Source organism: Arthrobacter alpinus, from assembly GCF_001445575.1.
Lineage (GTDB): Bacteria > Actinomycetota > Actinomycetes > Actinomycetales > Micrococcaceae > Specibacter > Specibacter alpinus_C.
On sequence record NZ_CP013200.1, the window covers coordinates 3681184 to 3704959 of the forward strand.

At 56.3% G+C, this 23776-nt stretch carries 25 protein-coding genes and 1 pseudogene; 12 read left to right on the top strand and 14 right to left on the bottom strand.

Translation table 11 applies throughout. The features are described from left to right. The first annotated feature begins 108 nt into the window (after positions 1-108). On the top strand, positions 109-609 hold the full coding sequence (locus AS189_RS16375; protein ID WP_062291239.1) for a DUF2505 domain-containing protein: 501 nt from the start codon (positions 109-111) through the stop codon (positions 607-609). Positions 610-613: 4 nt separating this feature from the next. Here AS189_RS16375 and AS189_RS20080 read toward each other — a convergent pair whose 3' ends face one another. From AS189_RS20080 to AS189_RS16405, 7 genes are all read right to left on the bottom strand, one after another. Next, a complete protein-coding gene (locus AS189_RS20080) occupies positions 614-847 on the bottom strand; it encodes a hypothetical protein (RefSeq protein WP_129587314.1) in 234 nt (77 codons plus the stop codon). A gap of 333 nt (positions 848-1180) precedes the next feature. Next, positions 1181-2317, bottom strand: a complete 1137-nt coding sequence (locus tag AS189_RS16380) for a S26 family signal peptidase (RefSeq protein WP_062291242.1) — start codon at positions 2315-2317, stop codon at positions 1181-1183. Position 2318: 1 nt separating this feature from the next. Then, on the bottom strand, positions 2319-2876 hold the full coding sequence (locus tag AS189_RS16385; RefSeq protein WP_062291245.1) for a hypothetical protein: 558 nt from the start codon (positions 2874-2876) through the stop codon (positions 2319-2321). 11 nt (positions 2877-2887) lie between these two features. Then, the gene (locus AS189_RS16390; RefSeq protein WP_062291248.1) at positions 2888-3511 is read right to left on the bottom strand and encodes a hypothetical protein; all 624 of its coding nucleotides are present in this window, start codon (positions 3509-3511) and stop codon (positions 2888-2890) included. Further along, positions 3508-4104, bottom strand: a complete 597-nt coding sequence (locus tag AS189_RS16395; RefSeq protein ID WP_237759900.1) for a signal peptidase I — start codon at positions 4102-4104, stop codon at positions 3508-3510. Before AS189_RS16395 ends, AS189_RS16390 begins: the two co-directional genes overlap by 4 nt. Then, the gene (locus tag AS189_RS16400) at positions 4101-4676 is read right to left on the bottom strand and encodes a hypothetical protein (protein ID WP_062291250.1); all 576 of its coding nucleotides are present in this window, start codon (positions 4674-4676) and stop codon (positions 4101-4103) included. Before AS189_RS16400 ends, AS189_RS16395 begins: the two co-directional genes overlap by 4 nt. A gap of 17 nt (positions 4677-4693) precedes the next feature. Continuing rightward, positions 4694-5242 carry an alternate-type signal peptide domain-containing protein gene (locus AS189_RS16405; protein WP_062291255.1) on the bottom strand — a complete coding sequence of 183 codons (549 nt, stop codon included), beginning with the start codon at positions 5240-5242 and terminating at the stop codon, positions 4694-4696. 350 nt (positions 5243-5592) lie between these two features. Between AS189_RS16405 and nhaA the strand changes: the two genes are divergently transcribed. The 10 genes from nhaA to AS189_RS16455 all read left to right on the top strand — a co-directional run bounded on the left by nhaA (position 5593) and on the right by AS189_RS16455 (position 16150). Continuing rightward, positions 5593-6894 carry a Na+/H+ antiporter NhaA gene (gene nhaA, locus AS189_RS16410; protein WP_062291258.1) on the top strand — a complete coding sequence of 434 codons (1302 nt, stop codon included), beginning with the start codon at positions 5593-5595 and terminating at the stop codon, positions 6892-6894. 5 nt (positions 6895-6899) lie between these two features. After that, positions 6900-7394, top strand: coding sequence for a VanZ family protein (locus AS189_RS16415; protein ID WP_062291261.1), 495 nt, complete (start codon positions 6900-6902; stop codon positions 7392-7394). Between the two features lie 235 nt (positions 7395-7629). After that, complete coding sequence (locus tag AS189_RS16420; protein ID WP_337589230.1) at positions 7630-9036, top strand: sugar transferase; 1407 nt, start codon at positions 7630-7632, stop codon at positions 9034-9036. Between the two features lie 78 nt (positions 9037-9114). Beyond that, entirely contained in the window at positions 9115-9324 is a 210-nt protein-coding gene (locus AS189_RS21355) for a PqqD family peptide modification chaperone (RefSeq protein ID WP_062291267.1), read from the top strand. 75 nt (positions 9325-9399) lie between these two features. After that, positions 9400-10434 (top strand): glycosyltransferase, encoded by a 1035-nt coding sequence (locus AS189_RS16430; protein WP_062291270.1) that lies wholly within the window; start codon positions 9400-9402, stop codon positions 10432-10434. After that, positions 10431-11465, top strand: coding sequence for a glycosyltransferase family 4 protein (locus AS189_RS16435; protein WP_202814104.1), 1035 nt, complete (start codon positions 10431-10433; stop codon positions 11463-11465). The genes AS189_RS16430 and AS189_RS16435 overlap by 4 nt, the downstream gene beginning before the upstream one ends. Continuing rightward, positions 11390-12520 carry a polysaccharide pyruvyl transferase family protein gene (locus tag AS189_RS16440; RefSeq protein ID WP_160320852.1) on the top strand — a complete coding sequence of 377 codons (1131 nt, stop codon included), beginning with the start codon at positions 11390-11392 and terminating at the stop codon, positions 12518-12520. The genes AS189_RS16435 and AS189_RS16440 overlap by 76 nt, the downstream gene beginning before the upstream one ends. Positions 12521-12566: 46 nt before the next feature. Further along, entirely contained in the window at positions 12567-13838 is a 1272-nt protein-coding gene (locus AS189_RS20290) for a hypothetical protein (RefSeq protein WP_062291279.1), read from the top strand. Further along, positions 13835-14725 (top strand): nucleotidyltransferase family protein, encoded by an 891-nt coding sequence (locus tag AS189_RS16450; protein ID WP_062291282.1) that lies wholly within the window; start codon positions 13835-13837, stop codon positions 14723-14725. The genes AS189_RS20290 and AS189_RS16450 overlap by 4 nt, the downstream gene beginning before the upstream one ends. Positions 14726-14956: 231 nt before the next feature. Next, positions 14957-16150 (top strand): O-antigen ligase family protein, encoded by a 1194-nt coding sequence (locus AS189_RS16455; RefSeq protein ID WP_160320853.1) that lies wholly within the window; start codon positions 14957-14959, stop codon positions 16148-16150. A gap of 90 nt (positions 16151-16240) precedes the next feature. On the opposite strand, the gene AS189_RS19645 is transcribed toward AS189_RS16455, so the two are convergent. After that, a complete protein-coding gene (locus AS189_RS19645) occupies positions 16241-16405 on the bottom strand; it encodes a transposase (RefSeq protein ID WP_082634388.1) in 165 nt (54 codons plus the stop codon). 267 nt (positions 16406-16672) lie between these two features. Here AS189_RS19645 and AS189_RS16460 point away from each other — a divergent pair, with 267 nt between their 5' ends. Then, positions 16673-18826 (top strand): acyltransferase family protein, encoded by a 2154-nt coding sequence (locus AS189_RS16460; RefSeq protein WP_160320854.1) that lies wholly within the window; start codon positions 16673-16675, stop codon positions 18824-18826. 81 nt (positions 18827-18907) lie between these two features. On the opposite strand, the gene AS189_RS16465 is transcribed toward AS189_RS16460, so the two are convergent. The 6 genes and pseudogenes from AS189_RS16465 to AS189_RS16490 all read right to left on the bottom strand — a co-directional run bounded on the left by AS189_RS16465 (position 18908) and on the right by AS189_RS16490 (position 23694). Further along, positions 18908-19315 (bottom strand): hypothetical protein, encoded by a 408-nt coding sequence (locus AS189_RS16465; RefSeq protein ID WP_062291291.1) that lies wholly within the window; start codon positions 19313-19315, stop codon positions 18908-18910. 170 nt (positions 19316-19485) lie between these two features. Then, positions 19486-20793, bottom strand: coding sequence for an ISL3 family transposase (locus AS189_RS16470; protein WP_062291294.1), 1308 nt, complete (start codon positions 20791-20793; stop codon positions 19486-19488). Positions 20794-20948: 155 nt separating this feature from the next. After that, positions 20949-21597: pseudogene (locus AS189_RS20900) on the bottom strand (DDE-type integrase/transposase/recombinase); the annotation flags it as partial. Positions 21598-21904: 307 nt separating this feature from the next. Continuing rightward, positions 21905-22573 carry a hypothetical protein gene (locus AS189_RS16480; RefSeq protein ID WP_062291301.1) on the bottom strand — a complete coding sequence of 223 codons (669 nt, stop codon included), beginning with the start codon at positions 22571-22573 and terminating at the stop codon, positions 21905-21907. Between the two features lie 153 nt (positions 22574-22726). Then, positions 22727-23311: a helix-turn-helix domain-containing protein gene (locus AS189_RS16485; RefSeq protein ID WP_062291305.1), complete on the bottom strand. Its 585-nt coding sequence runs from the start codon at positions 23309-23311 to the stop codon at positions 22727-22729. Beyond that, positions 23305-23694: a hypothetical protein gene (locus AS189_RS16490; protein WP_062291309.1), complete on the bottom strand. Its 390-nt coding sequence runs from the start codon at positions 23692-23694 to the stop codon at positions 23305-23307. The genes AS189_RS16485 and AS189_RS16490 overlap by 7 nt, the downstream gene beginning before the upstream one ends. Between the last annotated feature and the right edge of the window lie 82 nt (positions 23695-23776).

A 23776-nucleotide genomic window follows, 5' to 3' on the forward strand; every position in this document is an offset into this window, starting at 1 on the left:
CACGAAAGCCCAGAATCTATGCACGACTCCGGGACCGTGTCCAGCTTACTCGCCAGCGAGCTTGCTATCCTAGGAGCTGCCCCAAACACTCCCTATATTGGAGGAACCATGGCGCTTGCCGCCTCAACAACGCTCTCGGCTACGGCTCAGAATGTCACCGATGTCTTCACCAACGAAGCATTTATCAAGCACGTCAGCGAAACTGTTGGCGGTGAGCTGTTGTCTTTCACCATCAGCGGCCCCACCACAGCCGCATTCACCACCCAGACAGTGCGCACGCTGCCCACCACGCGCATGCCTGACATCGTCAAGAAGTTCGTTGGCGACTCGCTGACTGTCACCCAGGATGAGTCCTGGAGCGCTCCGGCGGCCGACGGCTCACGCATCAACACCATCAAGCTTTCGGTGGCCAAGGCTCCTGTGGATGTTTCGGCAGTGCAGAAGCTGGTAGCCGGCGGCGAGTCCACGGTTGTTGATCTCACGGGTGAGGTCAAGTCCGGCGTGCCGTTCCTCGGCGCCAAGATCGCCTCCGCCGCCGAGCCGGTCATTGGCCGCGCGCTGAACCTGCAGGCCACGCTGGCCCAGGAATGGCTGAATACGCACAGCTAGTTCTTTAATGTTCGACGGCGCCCGGCTCACCCGGGTGCCTCGCACTATCAAGACGGCCCCGATAAGGTACCTGTGAATGAATTGCAGGAGCCACCACCGGTGCCGTTTTGTGTACCACCAGCCGGGACTTGCGGATTAGTACATCGATCTCTTCATCCCACGACTCGATGTCAATCTGGGTGGTGATGGTGTATCCCGGGCCTGAAGGACCCGTGGGGCGGAACTGGAGGTTCCGCATGGGAAACGTCGTAGCCGACGACTGTCAGTCTAATGCTGCCGTCCACATTGAGCACCGCCATCGTGCCGACGGTGTAAGTAGAGATTACGAGTGTCACGCCGACAGCGGTGTGACTGCTGGTCCGAAGGGCAGGATTACGGGATCGCCCGATGCAGAAGCAGCCGGAGCGGCTATGACAGTCATGAACTATTGCAAAACATGGTGCGTGCTCACAAGAATGTGCCGCCCGCCACCCTGGGGCATTTCCATCTTAACTCTGGCCGTTATGTCGTTTTGGAGACACACCCAATTCTCACCCTGGTAATCGCCCGTTCTTCTCCCCCGCCCGCCATGTCACTGGAGAGTACAGCTGAGCTTTCGTGTCGGCAGTAGCGGTCCAAGAACTCCCTTGCTGGTGGCATTGACAGTGGTGTGGGCCAGTGGCGCCGAAACCCAGCCATGTTCGTATTCCGCCGACAACGTGAACGTGATCTTGAGGTTGTAGTTGGGACCCAAGAGCCCTCCCAAGATTGCACCCAGCAAATTTCCCAGCAGGCCATTGTCCGCGATCTGGTCAAGTGTCAGGGTTCTTGTCGAGGCCGGGAGGCGATCGGAGCTGATTTTCTCGGCAGCGGGCGGGCCCCCTCCGGGCTCTTGCACATAGGCGCTGACCTTGTAGCCGGTCAGCTGGAGGAGCCCCGCTGCTGGTGCGTCCCATGAGAAGTCCACCTTCGTGTCCCTACCCAATCCCGTTGTCGGGTTAGCGCAACGCAGGTTGGTGGCCGGGTTCATGGTGGTTGTGGCAAGCTGCACTTCGGCCGCAGCACTCGCCGTCCACGCCGCCTGCGTCGACTCCACCCTGGCAGCGGCACCCAAGGGAACGACAATCGCAACCACTGCAGCCGTGGCCCCGATGCCCAGCCAGATCCGACGGTGGGTCCCCGGCTTGACTGCCTCGCCACCTGTTGAGCTGTTGCCCGAGTCTCGCCCCGAATGCGACTTCCGAGTGCCTCCTGGACCGGCACGGAAAAAGGCTGCGTATATAAGGTACGCGCACAGCAGTCCGCCCAGCACTAACGCCCAAGGCGAAGCAAACCAGGAAGCCACATATCCGAGCCCAGGAACACTGAACAGGACCCGATCAACTGATGGGCCGGTGTAGGGCTGGAGATCGGCAACGGCATTAGCGTCGCCCTTGAGCACCAGCCCAATGGACGGATCGGCAGAGCCCACCCTGTGGGTGACCCGCACGCCGTCGCGCGTGACAACAGAGACCACCTCGCCCGGAGAAATCTCAGCGGAGGCCGCGGGTACAGCCAAAGCAAGCGAACGCGTGGGAATGGCCGGCCCCATGGAACCGGAGGAAAAGATCAGGGGCTTGAGGCCGAATGCCAGGGTGAGTCCGGCCAGCACTAGGCACAGCGCACCCAGCACCGCGCCAATGTTGAACAGCCACCGGTCCACTAACGCACCACGGTCCGGACCCGGCATGTCAGGACACCCCCACTGTCGCAGTGAAGGTCAAGGTGACAGTGGCGGATTTTCCCTGCAAAGCGCTGGGCGCAGTGATCGGCAGTGAGTATTGCACACATACTGCCTGCACTTCCCCGGCCGTCAACAGCTGTGGCGCAGACGAGCCCGAAAAACCATTACCGGCGGTCTTCTCCAGAACCGTAGCTCCATCGCATGTGGCGTTGCCAACTGCGGCCCCACGGGTCACCTTCACCTGCACACTTTCGCCAAGCGTTCCCACACCTGAGGGCGTTGTGGTTCCTGAAATGGCAAAAGGCGCAGCAAGTGTCCCGGTGTTCCTCACCGTCACCATGACCGCACGGTTCACACCGGGGTACCAATTGTTACTAGGGGGCAGTGTGTAATTCCCCGAGGCGGAATCAGCTGTGGCGCCCACGCCAATCGCCACGGTGCCGGCTTGGATGGATGACGTTGCAGTCGCTTCTCCGGTCCATGCCGCCAGCGTGGACACGGCACCAAATCCGGCAAGCAGGCCCATTGACAGCAGTGCCTTGACCTGCATCCCCCGGCGGCTCATCTGCGCTCCTGTCACTGCTGCGTCCTACGTTTCCTAGCCCCAAGATATGCGCCGGCACCGCCCAGCAAAGCGGCCACGGACAAGGGCCAGATACCGTTTGTCCCCCCGGTGTAGCTCAGTTCTTGGCTGGTCGAGGCAGCGGATTCACGGGCATTTACCTGAAGGAGCACAGGCCAGGTCTGGCCTTGGCTCAAGTTATCGGCCGATTCAGGCAACCACATCCGCACTTGCAGCGGGGCTGCGGCTCCCGGCGCCAGCGTAATAACGGGCGACGGCGTCAATCCCGCCCTTGTGATTTCCCTGTCGCCAAGCGGGGCCACGGCAGCTACGGATACCTCCACAGCCACGGAGTTTTCATTGCGGACCCACAGCTGTTCCTCGATTTCTTGACCGGGAACAAGCTTCGGTGAAGCACTAAACAGATCCGGCACTGCCTTTGAGAACGCAATTCCGTCTGAGCTGTAGGAGAAGGCAATATCCGGGTTGCCTGCGGAGACCACCACCATGGGTGGATGTTGAGCAATAGCCGGGGCCGCCGTCGTACCAATGGCGGCAACAACAACTGCGGCGGCAAACCCGGTCCGGCGCACGGGCAATGGCACGGAATACTTGCGGGAAACGTTGGAGGAGCTCACACTGTTTTCTTCCTTTTGAGTCTGTCGCGCAGAGCACTGGTGGCCATATAAACGGAGTAGCCGAGCAGTCCGGCCACGGCGGCGGTTATCAGCCATTGCCGTTGCGGGCCGGACAGTGCCGAGTTGATGTGGCCCAGCCAGGGCAGCTGGTACCAGAGACTGCCACGGATTTGTTCGGGACGGACCGGCGGATCGTTGGCCCCGTTCGCATCACCTCTGGCCGTGAAGCGCAGTTCACCATCCAGCGTTGAACCCACACCCACCACCCTGTGCGTGACGACGGCTGGCTCACCGGACTTGATTTGGTAGGTGATGACATCGCCTGTGCGCAGGGTTGCGGGATCAACGGGACGCACAACGGCAAGGCTGCCCGGCGGCATGCCGGGAGCCATGGAACCGGTCAGGACCGTGTACGCGGTGGCCCCGCCAACTCTCGGGATGACGATCATGACAGCTGCGACTGCCAGAACTGTGAACAACAGCAGCCACGAGAAGATTTGGCCAGCCCACCACAGCACACCGGTTTTCTCACCATTTTTGAAAGTACGACGGCGGCCTTGAGTAGGTGCCTCCGCCGCAGTTGCGCCGTTCACAGCTGATCCCCACGCCATGAAAGCACCAAAGCCATTTTCCCTCCGGCCGCATCCGGCGACGCATTGGCCGGAAGAGCCACGCGGATGCACAGCAATTCGCCCTCGGCGGGTTGAAGATCGCCGGCCTGCGCAAACGCCGCGCCTACCAGCGAACCCTGGTACAGCGAAGGATCCGGGCTGGACACGTCTGCCTCGCACGCCGCCGAATCGTCGGTGGCATGCACTGAAAGTACGACGGCGGCAGCCAACGCCGCATCAGCCGCAGTTTGCGGCGTGGTTGCGGAGGCGGCGCCGACCAAGGAGTAGCCCAAAGTTGTGGTTCCGGTGTTGCTAATGGTCAGTGGTGCCTGAACGAATCCTCCCGGCGCCAAAGTCGAGGTGTTTAGATTTTCGAAAACAAAATCCTCGGACCTGGATGTCCTGTCACCCGCTGCCAGCGAAAGCGATCCGGTCGTTATGGTGCCGGGATTGATCCGCTCCTCAGCACGCCAAAGTGCGGCCGTGCCTTGGGCGCTTGCAAAAAGCACCACAAGCACGGCCGCAACAATGGCGGTCGCGAGGATCTTGCGCATCTAGCGGCGGGTACCGACTACGGGCGGACCTGGTCCAGGGTGAGTTCCAGCGCGTTGAGGTTAACTTCTTGGACCATGGTTGTCTCCGGAGTGGAACCCGCTGCACCTTCCAGGAAGTTGACGGTAATCGTCACCGGAACCGTGAAAATGCCCGGCGCATCGAAGGAAACAACACTGCCATCCACGGTCACTCCTGCAGCTGCTGTGGGCGCAACGGTGACCGTTACCTGATCGGTCAAGGCGGCCGGAACTGCGGCCAGCGTCCCTACCGTTAGTTCGCCCTTCAGGTTCTTGCCATCGGCATCGATGGTGACAGTTTGGGTGAACGTGACGGTGTCACCCGGAACTATTTTGTCGGTGGTAGGAACAAATAGTGCGTTCTCGGCATCTGCACTGATGTCAGCCCATGCACCGGGCGCCGAGGCGTCCAGCGTCAGGTGGCCTGTATTCACCGTGCCCGCATCAACCGTCTTAGTATCGTTCCACAACGCGAAGGATCCCGCTCCCCCAAGAAGCAACACGCCGGCTGCGCCGGCTGCAACAGCAGCCTTTGTAACTTTTTTCATGAAAATTCCTTTATGACTACACTTCATGCCCCCAGTAGGCAGTATTCCTAGCCAAGCCCATAACTATCCACATGGACAACTTCCAAACGGCCATTTCTTTTGCCGTTCGGGTACATTCGTTCACCAAGTGGCTACATTCCCATTCCAAGCAGCTAATAATTATTCACCCTCAGGCGTCCCTCTGAAGCTCGTAGTCACGTTGAGAGGGTTTTCAGCGAGTCGCCTTCCCCCACCCTGTAAACTGGTAGGTAGGTGCGCCGGGAAGTCTGGTCGGCAATGCCATTGTCGAACCCAAAAGTCCCTCGGTAACACGCTGAGACCTTTGCACCACTGAAAGGGCGTTCCCGCCCATGAGTTCCTCATCAACACCTCGCATCTTCGGTCGCGGAAGCTACTCCGAATTTGTTCGCATCAACAACATCCTTCGCTCTGAAACGGTTGGCGGAGCCTTGCTGCTTGCCGCCACCGTAATCGCCTTGGTCTGGGCAAACTCCCCCATCGCGGAGAGCTACTTCAATCTCCGCGACTTCAAGATCGGCCCCGAGTGGCTTCACTTGAATCTGAGCCTGGGCGGCTGGGCGTCCGACGGGCTCCTCGCCATCTTCTTCTTCGTAGCGGGCCTGGAGCTCAAACGTGAATTCGTGGCCGGGGATCTTCGCAATCCGGCTCGGGCAATAGTCCCTATTACGGCAGCAGTAGGTGGGGTTATTGTCCCCGCGCTGTTCTTTGTGGCAGTCAACTGGGCCGCCGGCCCGGAAGTCCTCAAGGGTTGGGCCATTCCCACTGCTACGGACATTGCCTTCGCACTCGCTGTATTGGCCGTCATCAGCACCCACCTGCCCACCGCACTGCGCACCTTCTTGCTGACCCTTGCTGTTGTGGACGATCTCATTGCGATCGCCATCATTGCCGTCTTTTACCCGAGCGAGATGAACTATGGATTCCTGGCCTTGGCCGCCCTGCCCCTGCTCGCGTTCACGTGGCTGGTTCAGAAACGAATCCGCTCTTGGTACCTGCTGCTTCCACTCGCCCTCGCCACCTGGGCTCTGGTCCACGCATCCGGAATCCACGCCACAGTCGCTGGTGTTTTGCTCGGCTTCGCAGTACCTGTGATCCGTTCTGCGAAGGCTGGTGGTCCGGATGCGGGACCAGGAATGGCCGAACACTTTGAACACCTCATGCGCCCTATTTCCGCGGGCTTTGCAGTGCCAGTCTTTGCTTTCTTCTCCGCCGGTGTTGCCTTGGGCGGCATGGCCGGGCTGAGGTCTGCGTTCACCGACACTGTTGCGTTGGGTATCCTCGGGGCCCTGATTCTCGGTAAGTTTATGGGTGTCCTTGGCGCCACGTGGCTTGTCACGAAGACCACCAAAGCCACGCTCGACGAGGGTCTGGCGTGGATCGATGTTGTCGGCCTGGCACTCTTGGCCGGGGTCGGCTTCACGGTTTCGCTACTGATCAGTGAGCTCAGCTTCGGTGATGACAGCCCGCATTACAGCCACGCAAAAGTCGCTATTCTCGCAGGCTCTCTGGCCTCGGCGCTGCTGGCCACCGTGGTGCTGCGCATAAGAAACAAGCATTACCGCCAACTCGCTGAACTTGAAAGCCGCGATGACGATGGTGACGGCATCCCTGACGTCTATCAGCAAGACTGATCTCCGTGAACAAACCCCTGCACCGAATCACCGTGGCCCTGGCCGCGGCTTACCTCCTCGCAGTTATCCTGATCGTCTTCTGGCCCACTCCCGTAGATCGCCCGGCCGCGGGCGCGCTCCACGAGGTGCTGTCATGGCTCTATCGCCACGGGGTGCCTAGGTTCATCAACTACAACGTGGTCGAGTTCTCGGCCAATATCGTCATGTTCATCCCTCTGGGGATCATCGCATCTTCCTACTTCAAGAATGCAGTGGTTGGGGTCATTTTGGGCGCGCTCAGCTCGTGTTTGATCGAGCTGGGCCAGGCGCTGATGTTGCCGGACAGGTACGCCACAGGATTAGACGTCCTGGCAAACACCATGGGTGCCGGTCTTGGGGCCTTCTCTTACTTCCTTGCTATGTCCCGCTCGGGTAATCCACAGCATTCCTCATTGACGGAATCCCATCTCCCACCCAATGCCAGAATTGTGAGCTACGCCACGTCAAGTGGGGCCAAATAGCCTCTTGGCCAACCGTTTAGCCAGTTGGTTTTCCTGATTTTTCCTGACGTTTTTTCACAGCAAATCTTCGTTAGGATGCTATCGAGCCGGACCTCTAGAGTTCCAGCGACATTGGGGAACTAACTGGGGGAAAGCAATCGAAGTCCATGCAGAGCTTGCTGGCTCACACGCGCTAGGCAGGCGGTTCAACATCGTCGAATCCGCTCCCGCCGTCATCGACTGGCGGGGCAACTACATCAGAAATTTACGATGGGTTGACGCGAGCATCATTGCAGTGGCCCTCATCTTGGCCCAAATTGTCCGATTTGGTTTCGACAAGACGGATCTGACTCTTGGGTCGCTAACAATTTCTTACTGGGTGTGCGGGGTGATCCTGGGACTCGTCTGGTACGTGATGCTGGGTGCGTGGGACAGCCGCAAGATTCGCGTCGTTGGCGCGGGAACCGACGAGTACAAACTCATTCTTACCGCCACCACCTGGCTGTTCGGCACCCTGGCTATTTTGTCCTACGCTTTCGATTTGGATACGGCACGTGGGTACGTGCTCCTTGCCCTCCCCATCGGAAGCTGCGGCATTCTGCTTTCACGATGGGTGCAACGAAGAAGCCTGCATCGGAAACGACTGAGCGGTGAATCCTCGGCAAAAGTGCTGGTCGTCGCAGGTGCAGCTACAGCCTCTCACTTAGTCTCGTCACTTAACCGCCAGCCAACTGCCGGTTTTACACCAGTGGCCATTCACGTTCCGGACGGCGATGACACTGACGGGGCTTTGGCCCGTAAGACCGGTGTGCCTATGGCGGGAACTGGCCACGATGTCCACTCAGTCATGGAATCTATAAATAGGCATGGAGCTGACACGGTAGCGATGTCGTCGGGAATTGCGCTATCTCCCGAAGAGATCCGCGACTTGGGATGGGCCCTGGCTGATCGGCGGATCCGCCTGATCATGGCACCCGCACTCACGGACATTGCCGGCCCGCGTCTGCACGTGCAACCAGTCTCCGGGCTGCCGCTGGTACACGTTTCAACGCCGCAGTTCAGCTCCGGCGCTCAATTCGCCAAGCGTGTTTTTGACGTCATCACATCCTCGCTGCTCATCCTAGCTCTGTCCCCGGTGTTGCTGGCCCTGGCCGTAATCGTCAAGAGCGATGGCGGGTCTGCCCTCTTCAGGCAGCAGCGGATCGGCTTGCAGGGCGAGAAGTTCCACATGTTCAAATTCCGCTCCATGGTTGTGGATGCCGAGAATCTTGTTGCGGCACTTGCCCATCAGTCAGATGGCAATGGCGTCATGTTCAAGATGAAGAACGATCCCCGAGTGACCAGCGCCGGACAGTGGATGCGCCGCTACAGTCTGGACGAGCTGCCGCAGTTGTTCAATGTGTTGTTAGGCCATATGAGCTTAGTCGGCCCCCGACCTCCCCTTGAAAGTGAGGCGGCAGAATATGAACGCCACGTCCACCGCCGCTTCCTCGTCAAACCTGGAATTACAGGGCTGTGGCAGGTCAGTGGACGCTCCAACCTCTCGTGGAAAGACACTGTCCGGCTGGACTTGTACTACGTGGAGAACTGGTCATTCGCCGGCGACATCATGATCCTACTCAAAACCCTCAAGGCAGTCATCAAAGTGGACGGGGCTTACTGAATGTCCGTTGGAAGCACTTACCGGCGAAGCTGCGACATCGCCCTAGTGGAAAGCCCTAATGAAGGGCGCGTTGTCGTCATGCCGTTGAACGGGACCCAACCCTATGTTCTGACAGACTCAGCCGCTGTGATCTGGGGCTTAGTCGACGGAGAGCGCGACATCACCGCCATCGTTGGCGAAATTCGTTCCCAATTCCCTGACGTTGGACCAGAAATTCGTGAATCCGCACAGGAATTCTTGCATCAACTGCATGAGCTTGAACTTCTGGAAACTACGGAATGTGCGTAGAGCCCATCGAATTCGCAGCTCATCTTACTTCCCCGTGCTTCTTTTGAGAATGGACAAATCTTGAGAATCCTTCACGTGACGCAGTGCTATGACGGCGGCGTCAGCAGAGCCATGGACAATATCTCCAAGCTGCTGCCCGAGATCCAGCATTTTGTCCTCTATTCCGGATCAGAAAATCCAGCCGAATCTGGACAGTATTCAGGCGTCAGAAAGTTCAGTGCCAATCCGCTCAAGAGATTTTTGGAAGTCCGGGCCTACGCCAGAGAATTGGAGGTGGAAGTCATCCATGCACATTCGAGCTGGGCTGGCCTCTATTCACGCGCCTTTCGACCGTCTGTTCCCGTCATTTACGAGCCGCATTGTTACGTGTTCGATGATCCTCAGCGACACCCTTTATTGAGAAGCGTCTACAGGCGAATTGAGAGCTTTCTTAGCCGGCACACCACCATTACCGTTGCCTTAACGGAACACGAACGCGGACTTGCCTATGGTCTGGACAAGAACGCCAAGGTTCGAATCCTGCCAAATATCCCGACTATTCCCACAGTCGCCTACCGCGAAGACACCACGCAGGCAGTCCCGGAAATCGTCATGATCGGCAGGCTTGCGCCGCAGAAGGACCCTGGTTTCTATCAGGACCTTGCACGGCTCAGTTCTGCACGCGGGTTGCCGTTCAAGTTTGTCTGGATTGGCTCCGGAACTGAATCGGATACAGATGCATTGCAAGCTGCGGGCATCGAAGTCACGGGCTGGCTTGCCCCTGAAGAAATATCCCAGAGACTCAGTAGGGCATGGATGTATGTACATTCGGCACATTACGAGGGATTCCCTTTGAGCGTCCTCGACGCTGCAGCGGCCAAGGTACCGATTATTGTTCGGGATCTTCCGTGTTTCGAGGAGACTCAGCTGACGAAAGTTGAGGACCCCGAAGAGGCCATCGCCACACTCGCGCAGGCGTACTTTGATCCCGACTTCTTTGCTTCAACGAAGGTCGGCGGGCAACTTCTCCTTCAGACCATGAATACAGAAACGCACACAGACGTCCTTACATCGGTTTACCGCGATGCCCGAATCGCAACCGACGACACATTGGTAGGAACCCACTCTTGAAAATCTCGATGCCATCCAGAATCCTCGACAGGGAAACCGGCGGTAACACCACCTACGCCCGACATCTTGAAGCAGGCCTACTGTCCTTGGGCCACCAAGTTGATCGAATTCCCAGCTACGGTCACCCGGCTCTCACCATGCTGTCCGAATCTGTGTTTGGCCTCAGGAAACTTGGCGCCAATCATCTGACGCACTATGTTGCCGATACCGGAGCGCTGTTCCGCGGACCAAACCCCACCGTTGTCACTGTTCATGGCGTCGCCAGCCGCTGGATTGAAGGCACCCGATCACCGGCGAAGGAGAAGTTGTGGCGCACACGCGTTTCACGGGCCGTTGCAACGTCAGATTCCGTGATCACCGTGTCCAACTCAAGCGCCAACGACATTTGTGAAATATTCAACATCCCCCGGGGAAAAGTGAACGTCATCCCCCATGGAATCGATGTCGCAAAGTTCGCCAAGCCTGAGACCTACACCGAAGAGCTCCTGAATCGCGCGCTGCCGAAGAACTTCGTACTGTACCTGGGCAATATCGAGCCACGAAAGAATCTCGTCAACCTCATCAAGGCATTCCAGATGCCAGAGCTGAAGGATTCAGGAACTCACCTGCTGATCGCCGGCAAACCGGCCTGGGATTATGGTGAAGTCATGCAAATGATCGAAGCTTCTCCCAATGTGGAGCACCTCGGATTCGTTTCTGACACTGACCGAACCGCACTCATGCAGGCATGTGATCTCTTTGTGTTCCCGAGCCTTTACGAAGGCTTCGGATTCCCTGTGGTTGAGGCGCTGGCCGCCGGGGCCGTGGTGGCTTCGACGAGGCGAGGCTCTCTTGCTGAGGTTGCAGGTCCGGCCCTGCGCCTTGATGGAACATCTCCCGAAGAGCTCTGCCGCGACATTTCTGAGTCCCTTGCCGATGAGACAAAACGTGAGGAATGCTTGGAGGCCGGTGTTGCTTGGGCCCAAAAATTCTCTTGGGACCAGAGCATCCAAAGCCACGTGGACGTCTACACAAAGACCCTGAACAAATGAGGGCACTGGTACTCCACGCATATAGCGCTTCAAACCTCGGCGACGGTCTCCTCGTCCGGGAAACGCTCGAACTGGTCCGTGAAGCCTGCGGAGGAAAGGTCGATATCACTGTTCTGGCGTCTCACCCTGAAACTTTCACCGGGCTAAATGTCAAAGTCCTCAATTCTGCACCCACTAAACGTGGATTCAATCTGAAGTACCTGAAGACACTGTGGCGAATGGATGGCTTTGATCTGGTGGTTGCAGTGGGCGGCGGCTACATCCGTGCCGGTACGGTGGTGGAGGCCCTGAAAGCCGGAGTCATCCACGGTCCCCAACTGGTAGCTGCTGCTCTACGCACCCGCAAGGCTGTCTACCTGCCACAAAGCGTAGGGCCAGCCAGATTCGGAACAAGACCCATAATGTCCGCCTTGCTGTCGCGCCAGCATGCAGTTTGGGTGCGGGACAACAGAAGCCAAGGACAATTCCCCTTGCAAAACGTGCAGCGCACTCCGGATCTTGCCATACTGGGCATGCAGCGATCTACTTTACCGTTCGACAGCAGTGGCAACATCGTGCTGTCCGTCCGATACATTCGCGGAGCATTAACCCAACCGCTCCGATCCCTTCATGGCCTTCTGGGGGTGGTCGACAGCTACGTGCAAAGCTCCGTTGCCTCAAATAATGATGTCCCAGCGGTGAACGAACTTGCTCCGCAGCGAATCCTTTCCACCAACGAGTTCATGGAAAACCCTGACAAGGCAAAAGTGGTCATCGCAGTCAGACTCCACGCAGCTCTGATGGCGATTGCAGCCGGTCACTATGTCATTCACTTGGCGTACGAGCGAAAGGGATTTGGTGCATTCCAAGACCTGGGTATCCCCGAATTCGTTTTCAATGTGAACAGCTTCGATGCCGAGGCGGTTGCTGCACTCGCCTACCGGCTTCAAACCGATGTCGATTTCAGAACTGACTACCACAGCCGAGTGCTATCGACTCGCTCATCGTCAGATGCACACCAGGCAGATATCTTGGCGTCTTTGCAGGAATCTATGTCCGCGCAGCTGGTGCAATAACATATACAGCGCCCCTCACACCGTCTCCATCTAGGTTTGGAATATTTTGACTCATCGACGTAAATCCGTTGCTCTGGGATTTGTCGACCAGGCAATTTCCAGTCTGACAACCCTCTTGCTACTCATCGCAGCTGCACAATGGCTGACCCCCTCTGATCTGGGTCGATTCGCTATTGGTGTTGCTACTATTGCCCCCTGCGTCTCCATCATCCGCGCACTGTGCGGCGAGACGTTGATCGTCAAGGTCACGTCCCTACCTCACCGATTCAGAGAGAGCCGGCATATTCAACGCGAGGCGCAAAAGATGTTAGGTCTTGCCCTGCTACTTGCTTTTGCCGCAGTTGTCCTGATCCTTCTGGTTTCCGTCTTCTGGAATTCAGCAAGAGATATACTCTTGGCGTCAGCCGTAGCGGTGGTAGGCGTCGTCCTCCAGGATGCTGTCAGGCATTACCTCTTGACGGCTAGGAAAAGTATTCTCCTACTATCAGGCGACTTTTTTGTCCTACTTTTTGCTGTGGGAGGGATCTACTACGTCGGGTCAACTGGGTACCAGCCCCCAGCCATGATTCTCGTGTGGGGGGCAACTGCCTTCATCGCCGCTATGGCAGCCTTGTCCATTGACAGAATGGTTCCTCGAATCTTCAGTGGCTACAAGTGGCTCAGATTCAACTGGTCCAATAGTTCGGCGTTCGTCATGGAGGCTACGCTCGGTGCCATCGTCGGCTATCTAGTCGTCGTCATATTGTCGGTGTTCTCTTCCGACACCGAAGTGGCTGCCTTCAGGACTGCCGTTTCTGTCTTCGGCGTTACAAGCCTTGTGATCAATTTCCTTCGCACAGCTGTGTTGCGGGAGCTGACGCCAGATAAGTTGCGCACGAGCAATGGAATTCTCAGAACCTGTCTCCAGATGTCTGTACTCGTTTTTGCCACCGTGTTGGCCACAGTAATTGTTGTCTACTTCCTGCCTGAAAGTGTGGGAGCACTTATCCTCGGCGAGTCATGGCCGTTGGTGGTTGCATTGGCTTCGATTGCTGCCATCAATCGATTGGCTGCGGGCCTTTCAATCGCGCCTCTCATAGTTTTACGGGTTCAGGGTGTGAGCTGGCCAGCGACAAGAATACGAATTGGGGCCACCTTCGTGGCCCTCGCCTTGTCACCAATGGCCGCCTACCTGGCCGGAGCTGCGGGAGCATTGGCGGCCGATACTGTCTTCTATGCCATCGTGACTATATTCCTGCTTCGTTTGGCACTCAAGAATGCCAACTTGCAAACTGCTCCATCGGATCATCCTCTAAGCATCGAAGAGAAAACAAAATGACCACTTCAGAACTTCGACTTTCAGAGGCTGTTCCGCTAGGAACGGCTTTTCTGCAGGAACTCTGCCGTAACAACGGTATTCCGGCTCTCTTCCTCAAAGGGCCCGCGGCAACAATTCTTGGGTTTCGTCCCGGCCAACCTTCCACTGACATTGATGTTCTCGTACGCAAGAAAGACAAGGATAAGGCCGTTGCACTGCTCGGGACCATGGGATGGAACCTACGCGGAGAGGGCTGGGAAGAGTTCTATTCCTCCCACTCCGTGACCCTATTCCACAGCCAATGGCCTTGTGATATCGACATCCATTACCGCTTTCCGGGTATGTCGTCAACGGCACATGCGTTCGATGTCCTCTACTCCGAACGTCAGTCAGTTCCGTTAGGAGGCCGTGACATCGATGTGCCGGGACCACTTGGGTCAGTTTGCTTCCAGGCACTCCATGCGCTCCGAAACCCGTGGATCTCTTCCCAAAAGTTCAACTTCACTTTCCTGGTAAATGAAGCGCCAGCGCCGGCGTTTGATTCACTACTAGCATTCTCCCAAGAGATCGACGCCTTGGCTGCTATGAAGCCGTATTTCACGGCTGTCTACACCATGCCTGATTCATTTGCATGGCCACGTCCATCGCGGGAATGGCTAGCACGGACCACCGCGAAAACCCGTGGCTCCATACGACTAATGGAACTCATCGACGCCCCGTGGCACGAGAAAATTCAAATATTGAAACGGCAGTTCACTCCCAGCAGCGGCACCACGCTCGAATTCCAGACTCCAATTTCGGGAACATCCTCTCTTCTAGACAGGCTCAAAGATTGTCTTGTAACAATCACCAGCTTTACTCGCGAAACTGTGCAGTACCTGTGCAACCGGAGGACGTCAACCAAATAGAGGTTCACGCAATGGACCACCAGATCTACCCAATTTACAGCATCCCTATGAAAAGATTTAGGACTCAAGACCCGAATGATCAATAGCACTCGAGGGACTCATAAAAAGTGGAGGAAGCCTCGATCGTCACTTTTTGAGAAATGCGTCTTGGCCGCTATTTGTACCATGCCATTCCAGAAGGCTTTCACGATCTCATTGGGTTTCCCATTGAAACTTAGCGAAATTTTTCTCGTGCTTGCATTTCTCCTCTCGCTCCTGGGACTCAGCCGCTACCGAAGCAGGATTCTTACTCGTGAAAAACGAATGCTGTACGGGCTTGTGATCATAACCGGCATTTCAACGCTTTTTGCCATTTCCCTGTCGGTTCCTCCTGGAAATCAGCTGGGATACACGCGCAGCATCAATGTTGATGCCGCACTCTATCTTGGTTATACCGTCCTCGTCGTCATTGCCTGGCAGTCCATCATCAAGATATCGACGCAAAAGATTATCTGGGCAGTCTCTGTGGCGGCACACCTCGCAGCTGCAGCTTGCATATTGCAGTTCGCACTTTGGACCTCCGGCGGTGAATCTATCCTGAAGTCATTTAATTTCGAGATGGTCTTTGGATCTGCCTACGGTGCGGCGATGCCGAGAAACGGTTCGTTTATGGAGGGCAATTACCTCGGCTTCTTCGGCGGTGTTGCGTTGCTCATTATGATTCGATCAAAAAAATACTTGGGCATCGTCTCTGCCATGGTCTGCATCCTTTACTCTCAATCAACAAATGCTATTCTTGCATTGATAGTTGCTGTTCTTATTGGACTTATCCTGAAACCAAAAATGCGCTGGCACCTACAGGTGGGAACTATTGCCCTCGGATTTCTTGCAATAATTGGACTCGTTCCAAGTGCGCGTAATTTCCTGAGCTATCAGATATCGAAACTCGGGTTTTCAGGTGATTCTGTCGCATCCCGGACAGTTGGCAACATTGATGACTCGATGGAAATTCGGTGGGCCAAGATTCAAACAGGAATAGACATGTTCCTCAATAACCCTGTGCTCGGGGTTGGACCCGGCCGGTTTGGAGTCTGGTTTGATCAATACGTTACCACTGGCGACTTTCCATCCGAGTATTTCTACAAAACCGGGCGCCACATCGTTGAGAATGGCTACATTCAAATCTTGTCAGAACTTGGATTATTTGCATTCATAATTTTTGTTATATTCCTCATCCTTATTCTGCGCCAGGTTTACAAAATCAACATCGTTGACTTTGTCCTCGGGATTTTCGTTGTCTTCTCACTAAATACCGCCCCCGCATGGACTTCATTGCCCATCTGGCTGGCCCTTGGATATCTCGGCGCCGCGATCGCAACAAATCACCGACTGATGGAGAGCCTCCACAAAGTCCGCACTTTGGCCGCCAATCCCCTGAGCGACTGACGTCTACCTCTCCCTGCAGCGAGGCAACTTCCTTGTGTCCCGCAACGTAGCTCTTGGTGGTTCGTGGGTATTTAGAGTCCCAAATAATTGTCATGCCGCCGTCCGTGCGGCACTTCTCAAGGTAATAACTGATATGCAGTTCTTTTGATTGCAGTAGCCACGGGCCGTTCGCTTGATGTGTTTGATAGTGGTGTTGTTAGCTTCGACTTTTCCAGTGGTGGCGACGTTGACAATGAGGCTCTGGGAACCTTCCATTGCTGGCAAATCCAATCAATTTTGATGTTTACCTCTTCCTGACCAATAAAAGGTGCTGGAGTCATACAACTAAGCAACCGCCAAAGCCACGCTCAAGCTGGACAACGACGGCAGCGTGCAGCTTGACATTCCGACGATTAGAGGGGTATCCTCGAATCTTTACTCAGATTCAAACTGAGTACTACGAAAAATCGTATGATATTCGCCCCACTCGGATAAGCTGAGGTCGGCCTTTAGTGCCGACGAGACCAAATCACTGGGGGAAAATTGGCAATATCGCTCGACACAGGCACGCGGGTTAGTGCACCGCCACCTGGACCAGGCAAGAAAACAACGAACTTCCGCTTCGATATCCAGGGGCTCAGGGCAATCGCCGTTCTAGCCGTCGTTGCGGATCATTTGCTCGGCTGGCCAGGCGGTGGATTCATTGGAGTTGATATCTTCTTCGTCATTTCAGGATTTCTGATCACTGGGCAGCTGGTTCGACAGCACGAAAGGGTTGGAAGGATCTCAATTTCTGAGTTCTACCGGGCCCGGATTCGAAGGATCTTGCCGGCGTCCATCGTTGCTCTGATCGTCGTAACTGCTCTCAGCTTCCTGACGTTTCGTCCATCCAGAGCGTGGGACACACTCGTGGATGGAGTTTCTGCCTTCTTCTTCTCGGCCAACTGGCGATTCGCTGTCACAGGGACCGATTATTGGGCCGCAGACGGTGCGATTTCCCCCTTCCAGCACTTCTGGTCTCTCGGCGTCGAGGAGCAATTTTACTTTGTCTGGCCGTTCGTTATCATCGTCGTACTAAGCGCCCTAGCAGGGAAGAAAGCATCCCACCGCTTTGGACTCGCGGTCATCATGGGCTTGATCATCGTCGCCTCTTTTGTCTGGGCTGTCTTGGAGACATCGTCTAACCCCGGATTCGCATACTTCAATACGTTTTCTCGGGTTTGGGAAATGGGCGTGGGCGCATTACTTGCAATCATGGTGCCGGCCCTCATGAAAATCAAAGACCGCCTGCGTCCTTTCATCGCGTGGACAGGCTTGGCTGGTATCGCCGCATCGATCTGGCTAATCAATAGTGATATGGCTTTCCCTGGGCCCTGGGCAGCTCTTCCTGTGGCCTCCACGGCTTTGGTAATTATCGCCGGAACCGGCGGCGAGCAAAAGTTCCTTTACCCGATCACGAATAAAGCGGCCGGGTTCGTTGGGAACATTTCCTACTCTCTTTACTTGTGGCACTTCCCCGTGATTATTTTTATGGGCGAGTACGTCAACGAATGGGCGTGGCCGGCCTACATCACCGCACTGGGACTTATGGTCCTATTGTCCTGCGCTAGCTACTACTTCGTCGAAGAACCGGTCCGCCGGTCAGACTGGCTCCTTTTAGATTCGATGTCATCAAAGACCCCCGGAGTAAAGAAGCCTGACGACGCCATGGCCCTGCAGCGGCTGTTCGTGGCCGGTCTTGCTGTCCTTGTCGCGGGAATTATCCCTCTCACTCTTGCACCACCAAAAGCTGCTGTCATGGTGGACCTCGCAGATGTCGTATCGATTCCGACCCAAGGTGCGACACAGGCTGATTCACTCACGCTGGACTCGGCTGTTCAGGAACTTCAAGACGGCATTAATTCAGCGCTACAAGCCACTACGTGGCCAGCTCTGAATCCGAGCTTGGACGATGTAATGAGTGAAGGGAAGCCAGATGAGGAGGACGCTGGTTGCGGAACTGGTTCACTGGACCCCGGTATCTGCGACTTCACTGGCGGCCACGATAAAAGCGCTGTTGTACTGGGAGACTCCACTGCAATCGCACTCGTTGCCACCGCTCGAGCTGCAATCGGTGACGAGTACAACGTCCGTGGACTCTCCAAAGCTGGTTGTGTCGGGCTGGCGGTCGAAGTCCACGATGACAGGGCAGAGGAAATGGCTTCATGCCAGCAGTTCAAAGCGGACTCCATTGCCGAGATCCTGAGAACCAAGCCGCAAATCGTCTTCCTCACCAACAGCCCCGGGGCCCTGACGAACGTTGCGGGTGCAGACGGAAACGCAAAAGCAGCTGCCTGGCAGCAAGGCGCTAAGGACACAATTGAGGCCCTCAAGCCGAGTGGAGCAAAAGTTGTCATCGTGGCTGCACCGCCATCCGCTCGGACGATCTCTATCTGCGCTACCAAGTCCAGCCTCCCGAGTGACTGCGTGGCCAGCATAGACCATGGCTTTGAGCTCGTATCCGGAGCTTATTCAGCAGCCGCGAAGGACACTGGCATCAGCGCAGTCGACACACGTTTTTGGTATTGCAATCAAAAGGGAAATTGCCCCGCGTTCGCGGGGGCCACTGTGGTAAAGCGTGACACCATCCACGTCACCAAACAGTATTCGGAGCTGTTGGCTCCTGCATTCAAGACGATGATGGCAGGTCTGTCCTAGTCAATTGGTGAGACACAAGAAAGGCGCCTCGAATGGAGGCGCCTTTCTTTTCACCAGAACAAACCCATACGAGGGCCTGGCCTAGAAGGTGACGACTTTTCCGCTGAGTTTCGTGGCCACTTCATCGGGCTTGGGGGTCGCAATGATCCATTTGTCACCGACAACCCAGCTTCGCTTGCCTATTTTGTTGCTGCCTGACCAAGCCTTACTTTCGGCGAGTTGTTTTTCCACGTCAGCGTTTGAGTCAAAGTAGCCAATCTTTGTTTCCTCGGCGCAGGATCCAGATGATTTTGCTTTCGGGAAGCCCGAATTAACCGACCAGTCCTTGCATTCAAAGCCAGCATCCGTGTAACGGGCTTTGAGCTCGGTTAGGTCCTTCGTTGCCGCGTTCGTCGCTGGGATATTCGGTGTTTCCGAGCTGTCCGCTGTCCGGGCAGATCCGCAGCCTGTGAGTAGAAGAACCCCGACCAAGGGCAGGGCTACGAGCATTTTTTCATTGAAGAGGACACTCCTTTTAGATGATCACAGAAGGATCAATTCTACTGGAAATCCAAAGGAACCAGTCAAAGGGCCGCCACATCAGGGTCCATATTTATACCCCTAAAGGAGCCGCAAGGGACTGTCCTGGGTTTCTTTGATTCTCAAGGTTTAGTGGCTCTTCAGAATTGAGAGTGTAGTTTCGGTCTGAAGCCGCCGGATTCCAGCAGTGATCTGGCGACGTAGTTGGTGAGGTTGCGGAAGCCAAGGGCGGATCCTCGGAGGTGTTCCAATCTTCCATTAATTGCTTCAGTTGGGCCGTTAGAAGTTCCCGGACGGTCGAAGTACGCGAGGACGTCAGTTGCCCTGCGTTTGAGTGTTCGGCCCATCTTTTTCAGTTCTTTCAGAGCTGCAGGGACCCTGCTGCTGAGGGAATCAATGAGGGCTTGCATGAGCTTCTTACCTTGGGCCGGGTCTTCTGCCCGGTAGGCGGCGATCATGCGTTGATAGGCGCCCCACGTAGCTTCGACTTCGACATGTTTCTCCTCGGCGAAGAGATCAGCGATTCGCTTTTGTTGTTTCTCGGTCAGCAACCCATCACCGGTATGCAGCGTCAGCCGGGCTTTGTAGAGCGGATCCCCGGCCCGTCCCCGATGCCCACACGTGGCCTGCTGCACCCGGCGACGGCAGTCATCGAGCGCGTCGCCGGCAAGACGGACGACATGGAATGGATCCATCACCGCAACAGCGGCAGGCAACTCTTCGGCGGCAGCGCTTTTGAACCCGGAGAACCCGTCCATGGCCACGACTTCCACCCCGTCACGCCAAGCTTGAGGGCGTTCCTTCAACCAGGTAGCGAAGACCTGTTTGGAACGGCCCTCAACCATATCCAGCAGCCTAGAGGGGCCCTTTTTGTCGCGGACCGGGGTGAGGTCGATGATGACGGTGACGTATTTGTCTCCATGTCTGGTGTGGCGCCACACATGCTCATCAACACCGATGATCTTCACTCCGTCGAAGCGTGTGGCGTCATTGATCAGCACCCGCCGTCCTTCGGCCAACACGGCCTTGTTCGCGGTATTCCAGGACACGCCCAGCCCCTCGGCGACGCGAGCGACGGTGAGGTGCTGGCACACGATGCCTTCCAACGCCCACACCAGGCCGCGACGGGAAAGCTTTGACCGTGGTTCGGCTGCCTGGGTGGTGTCTTGCCGCCAGACATGACCGCACCCGGTACACCGATAGCGGCGGATCCGGACCAGCAACGTCGTCGGCCGCCAGCCGAAGGGTTCATGGCCGAGTTCCCGGGTCACTGTGTCCCGCGGGATACCTTCGCCGCCACACTTACGGCACCATTCATCCGTGGCCACCACCCGACAGGCAATCACAGCACGATCAGGAGCAAGGAACTGCCCGGTCGCTTCCAGACCAAGCCCGTCAAGGCGGCAGAAAGTAGTCAGGTCAGGGCATTGAAGGGTAGCGTTGAACACGAGGGCCTTGCTGTAGAAAAATCTGGATCTAGACAATCTGATTCTCTACCAAGGCCCTCACCTATACCGAAACGAGTTCCTCGCCCGGATTCATCACTGACCAACCCCACCTACACCCTGCATTCGGAAGAGCCGGTTTAGTGTTTCTAGTCGGATTAGGGGCCGGTGTTCATTGTCTCAAAATCGATCAGGGTTAGCCGGCTAAGTCTTCAGTTGTCGGCGTTTGCCGTGGGAGGTCTTTTCGTTCCAGGTCACGATTGCCAGCCGTTGTTCCTGCCGTGTGGAGCATCGTTGGTGGTCCAGGACGTTCTTCTACGGCATGGCAAAGAATGACTCCACGGCGACGTTGTCAGCGCATGCTCCTACCCGGCCCATCGAGCCAGTCAGTCCATTGATCTTAAAGGGGTCCGAACGAAGGCGTTAGAGCGGAACTGAGATCCGCGGTCCGAAGGCACCACCCCTTGTGGCGACCTTAGCCACACTACGTTGCGCAAACCTGCCCCGGTGAGAGATGCCTTCAGGCGTGAGCCGATCGAGTATCCGCCAATCCGGTTCGATTGGACGTCCTTGAGCGCGCACAAATAGAGCTTGCCCTGACCGATGCGGTGCTCGGGGATTTCAGTGAGCCAGAGCCGGTTGGGTGCTGCAGCGGTAAAGTCCTGCTTGACCAGATCAGCCTGGACGGGCGGGCCCGCTTTGCGGGCTCAACCCGCGTTTCTTGGCGAACACGGACCAAATCCGCTGACCGCTAAACAGGAGCCGGATCTGCTTCTCACCCGCGAACAGGCCCTGATCCTTCAGTTCGCTCTATGGACCTCTGGCGGTGAAACTATCCCTAAGTCCTTCAATTTCGAGGTGGTCTTTGGATCTGTCTATGGCACAGTGATGCCGAGAAACGGTTCGTTCATGGAGGGCAATTACCGGCGTAGCGACACCCGTCAGGAACGCTAAGAACCTTACGGGCTGGTCATCCGCGCTGTAATAGAAATACCCTTACCACTAATGTGCGGCAAGGGTATTTCTGACTTACACCGGACCAAGCCGAAATTTGACCAAATCAAAATGATTTGGATTTAATAGATAACCAGCAGAATAGGCGTTGTGCGTCGAATTAAAGAACTCCAGCACCCACCGGTACGGAAACCACCGTGCTGGCCGTGTAAGTATTTCCATCGGCGAAAGCAACAGTGAGGGTAACAGGGAAGTTGGCCAAAGCGGAGATTGCAACCAAATCACTGCGACCAGCCAATGCAAACTCTACGGGTACAACAAGCTGGCCATTGGAATCAACAGTCACGTTCTGCGTGGCCGTGTAAGTGGTCAACGGGAAACCGTACTCAATGCCACCAACGCCTAAGACGATAGGTGTTTTCTGGTAAACGGCCTCGCGAGTCCCCGAAGGAGTCGGAACCCCTGCGTAGGAATAAACGCCGAATCCGCGTGCGCGCCCCAAAGAAATATTGATGCCTGAGGGACGATCCACCCTGATGGTCACCGTGGCGGGACCGCTAATTGCACCAGCACCGTTGGTGATGGTGAATGCGGTAGGAACAGTGGGCAGAACCTGAGCGGTAACAACAGTCGCGCTGTCCAAAACACGCAAGTTCACCAATGATGAGCTACTCGCTGTCCAAGCAATGCCTGCGTTGGCCGTGGAGGCGCTGGCTGCTGGAGCGGCGATCGCTGCTGCGATGACCGGTACGGACCAGGCTGCACCCTTGACAATTGCGCGACGGTTGCGCGGCTTGTTTGTAAAGTTCTGCTGTTCGAGATCAGACACAAGTTCCCCTTAGGAAAATAAAGTAATCAGGCCCTCCCCCATTGGGCGCCTGAGATAAGTCAACCGTGCTGCTGAATCCTTTTCACAGGATTGCCCTAATGCTGTCGCAAAAGATGACATGTGACGTCGCAAATCAGCATTCATGTGGCGTGCTCACGGATGGCGTGCGGCAGGTTTCTTCATATTCAGCTGCGCACGGGCGTTCGCCCGGATCTCACTGGGACTGCCAGCCCTCACCTCCCGGAGCGTCCGCCGAAGCTGGGCAGCGGAGGCGAACCCGGAATGTTCGGCTATCTTCTCGAGTGGCAGTACATCCAGTGTTGGATCCTTCAAATGCCGCACTGCCAGTTCAGTCCTGTGCTGCAAAATGACGGCCGCAATACTGGTGTTGTTGCGCTTGAATTCTCGTTGGAGCTGACGGAGAGACAATGACAGTGCTTCGGCCAGAGTGGCAGGAGTCAGGCAGCTATCTCCTGCCGTGGCAGCTATGTAGTCCATGGCCTGGTCAAAGAATCCCTTGTCGGGAGTCGCGGCGAATCTGGCACCACGGTTTTCCAACGCGATGCCGCCAACCATCTCATGCACCAGTTTCTCCATGAAGTATGCCGCCACGGATGGCACGTCTTGATCCTGCACCGCCACTTCGCGCAAGAACCCCAGGACAGGGGTCAACATGGAGGAGTTGGGGTCTAGTGCCCGAAGTGCCTGGACCTGATCGAGACCAAAATCGGTCAGCACCTGGCCGGCAACGTGACCGCTACCAACTGCGCATCGGCAATGACGGCAAGGCCGAATTCGGCTGATCGGCCAAACATCCAAACATCTCCACGCTCGGCACACACTGGACGCCCTGCCGACCCCTCAACCAGCGCGAGCTCCCCATCCATCACAAAAACCAGAGAAACTCCGCCTTCAAGATCCGGGCGCCCAACAACACGGCTCTCCCCCGCTGACACATACATGGCATAAACGGCAGTTTCACCAAAATCAATCCCGGCAACATTGCAGCGCTGCCCGCGATCCAACCGCAAGTTGATAGCAAAGTTAGGAGTCAATTGCGGGACGTGCCCGCATCCATCTGCGCCGAAGCGCGATGCTGCTTTGAAACGAATGGCTGCCACAGATATCCCCCAATAGACTCAGCACGGCACACGAACGGCACCAACATCGTCCAATTTACGACATCACCCGTACCTTTTACGA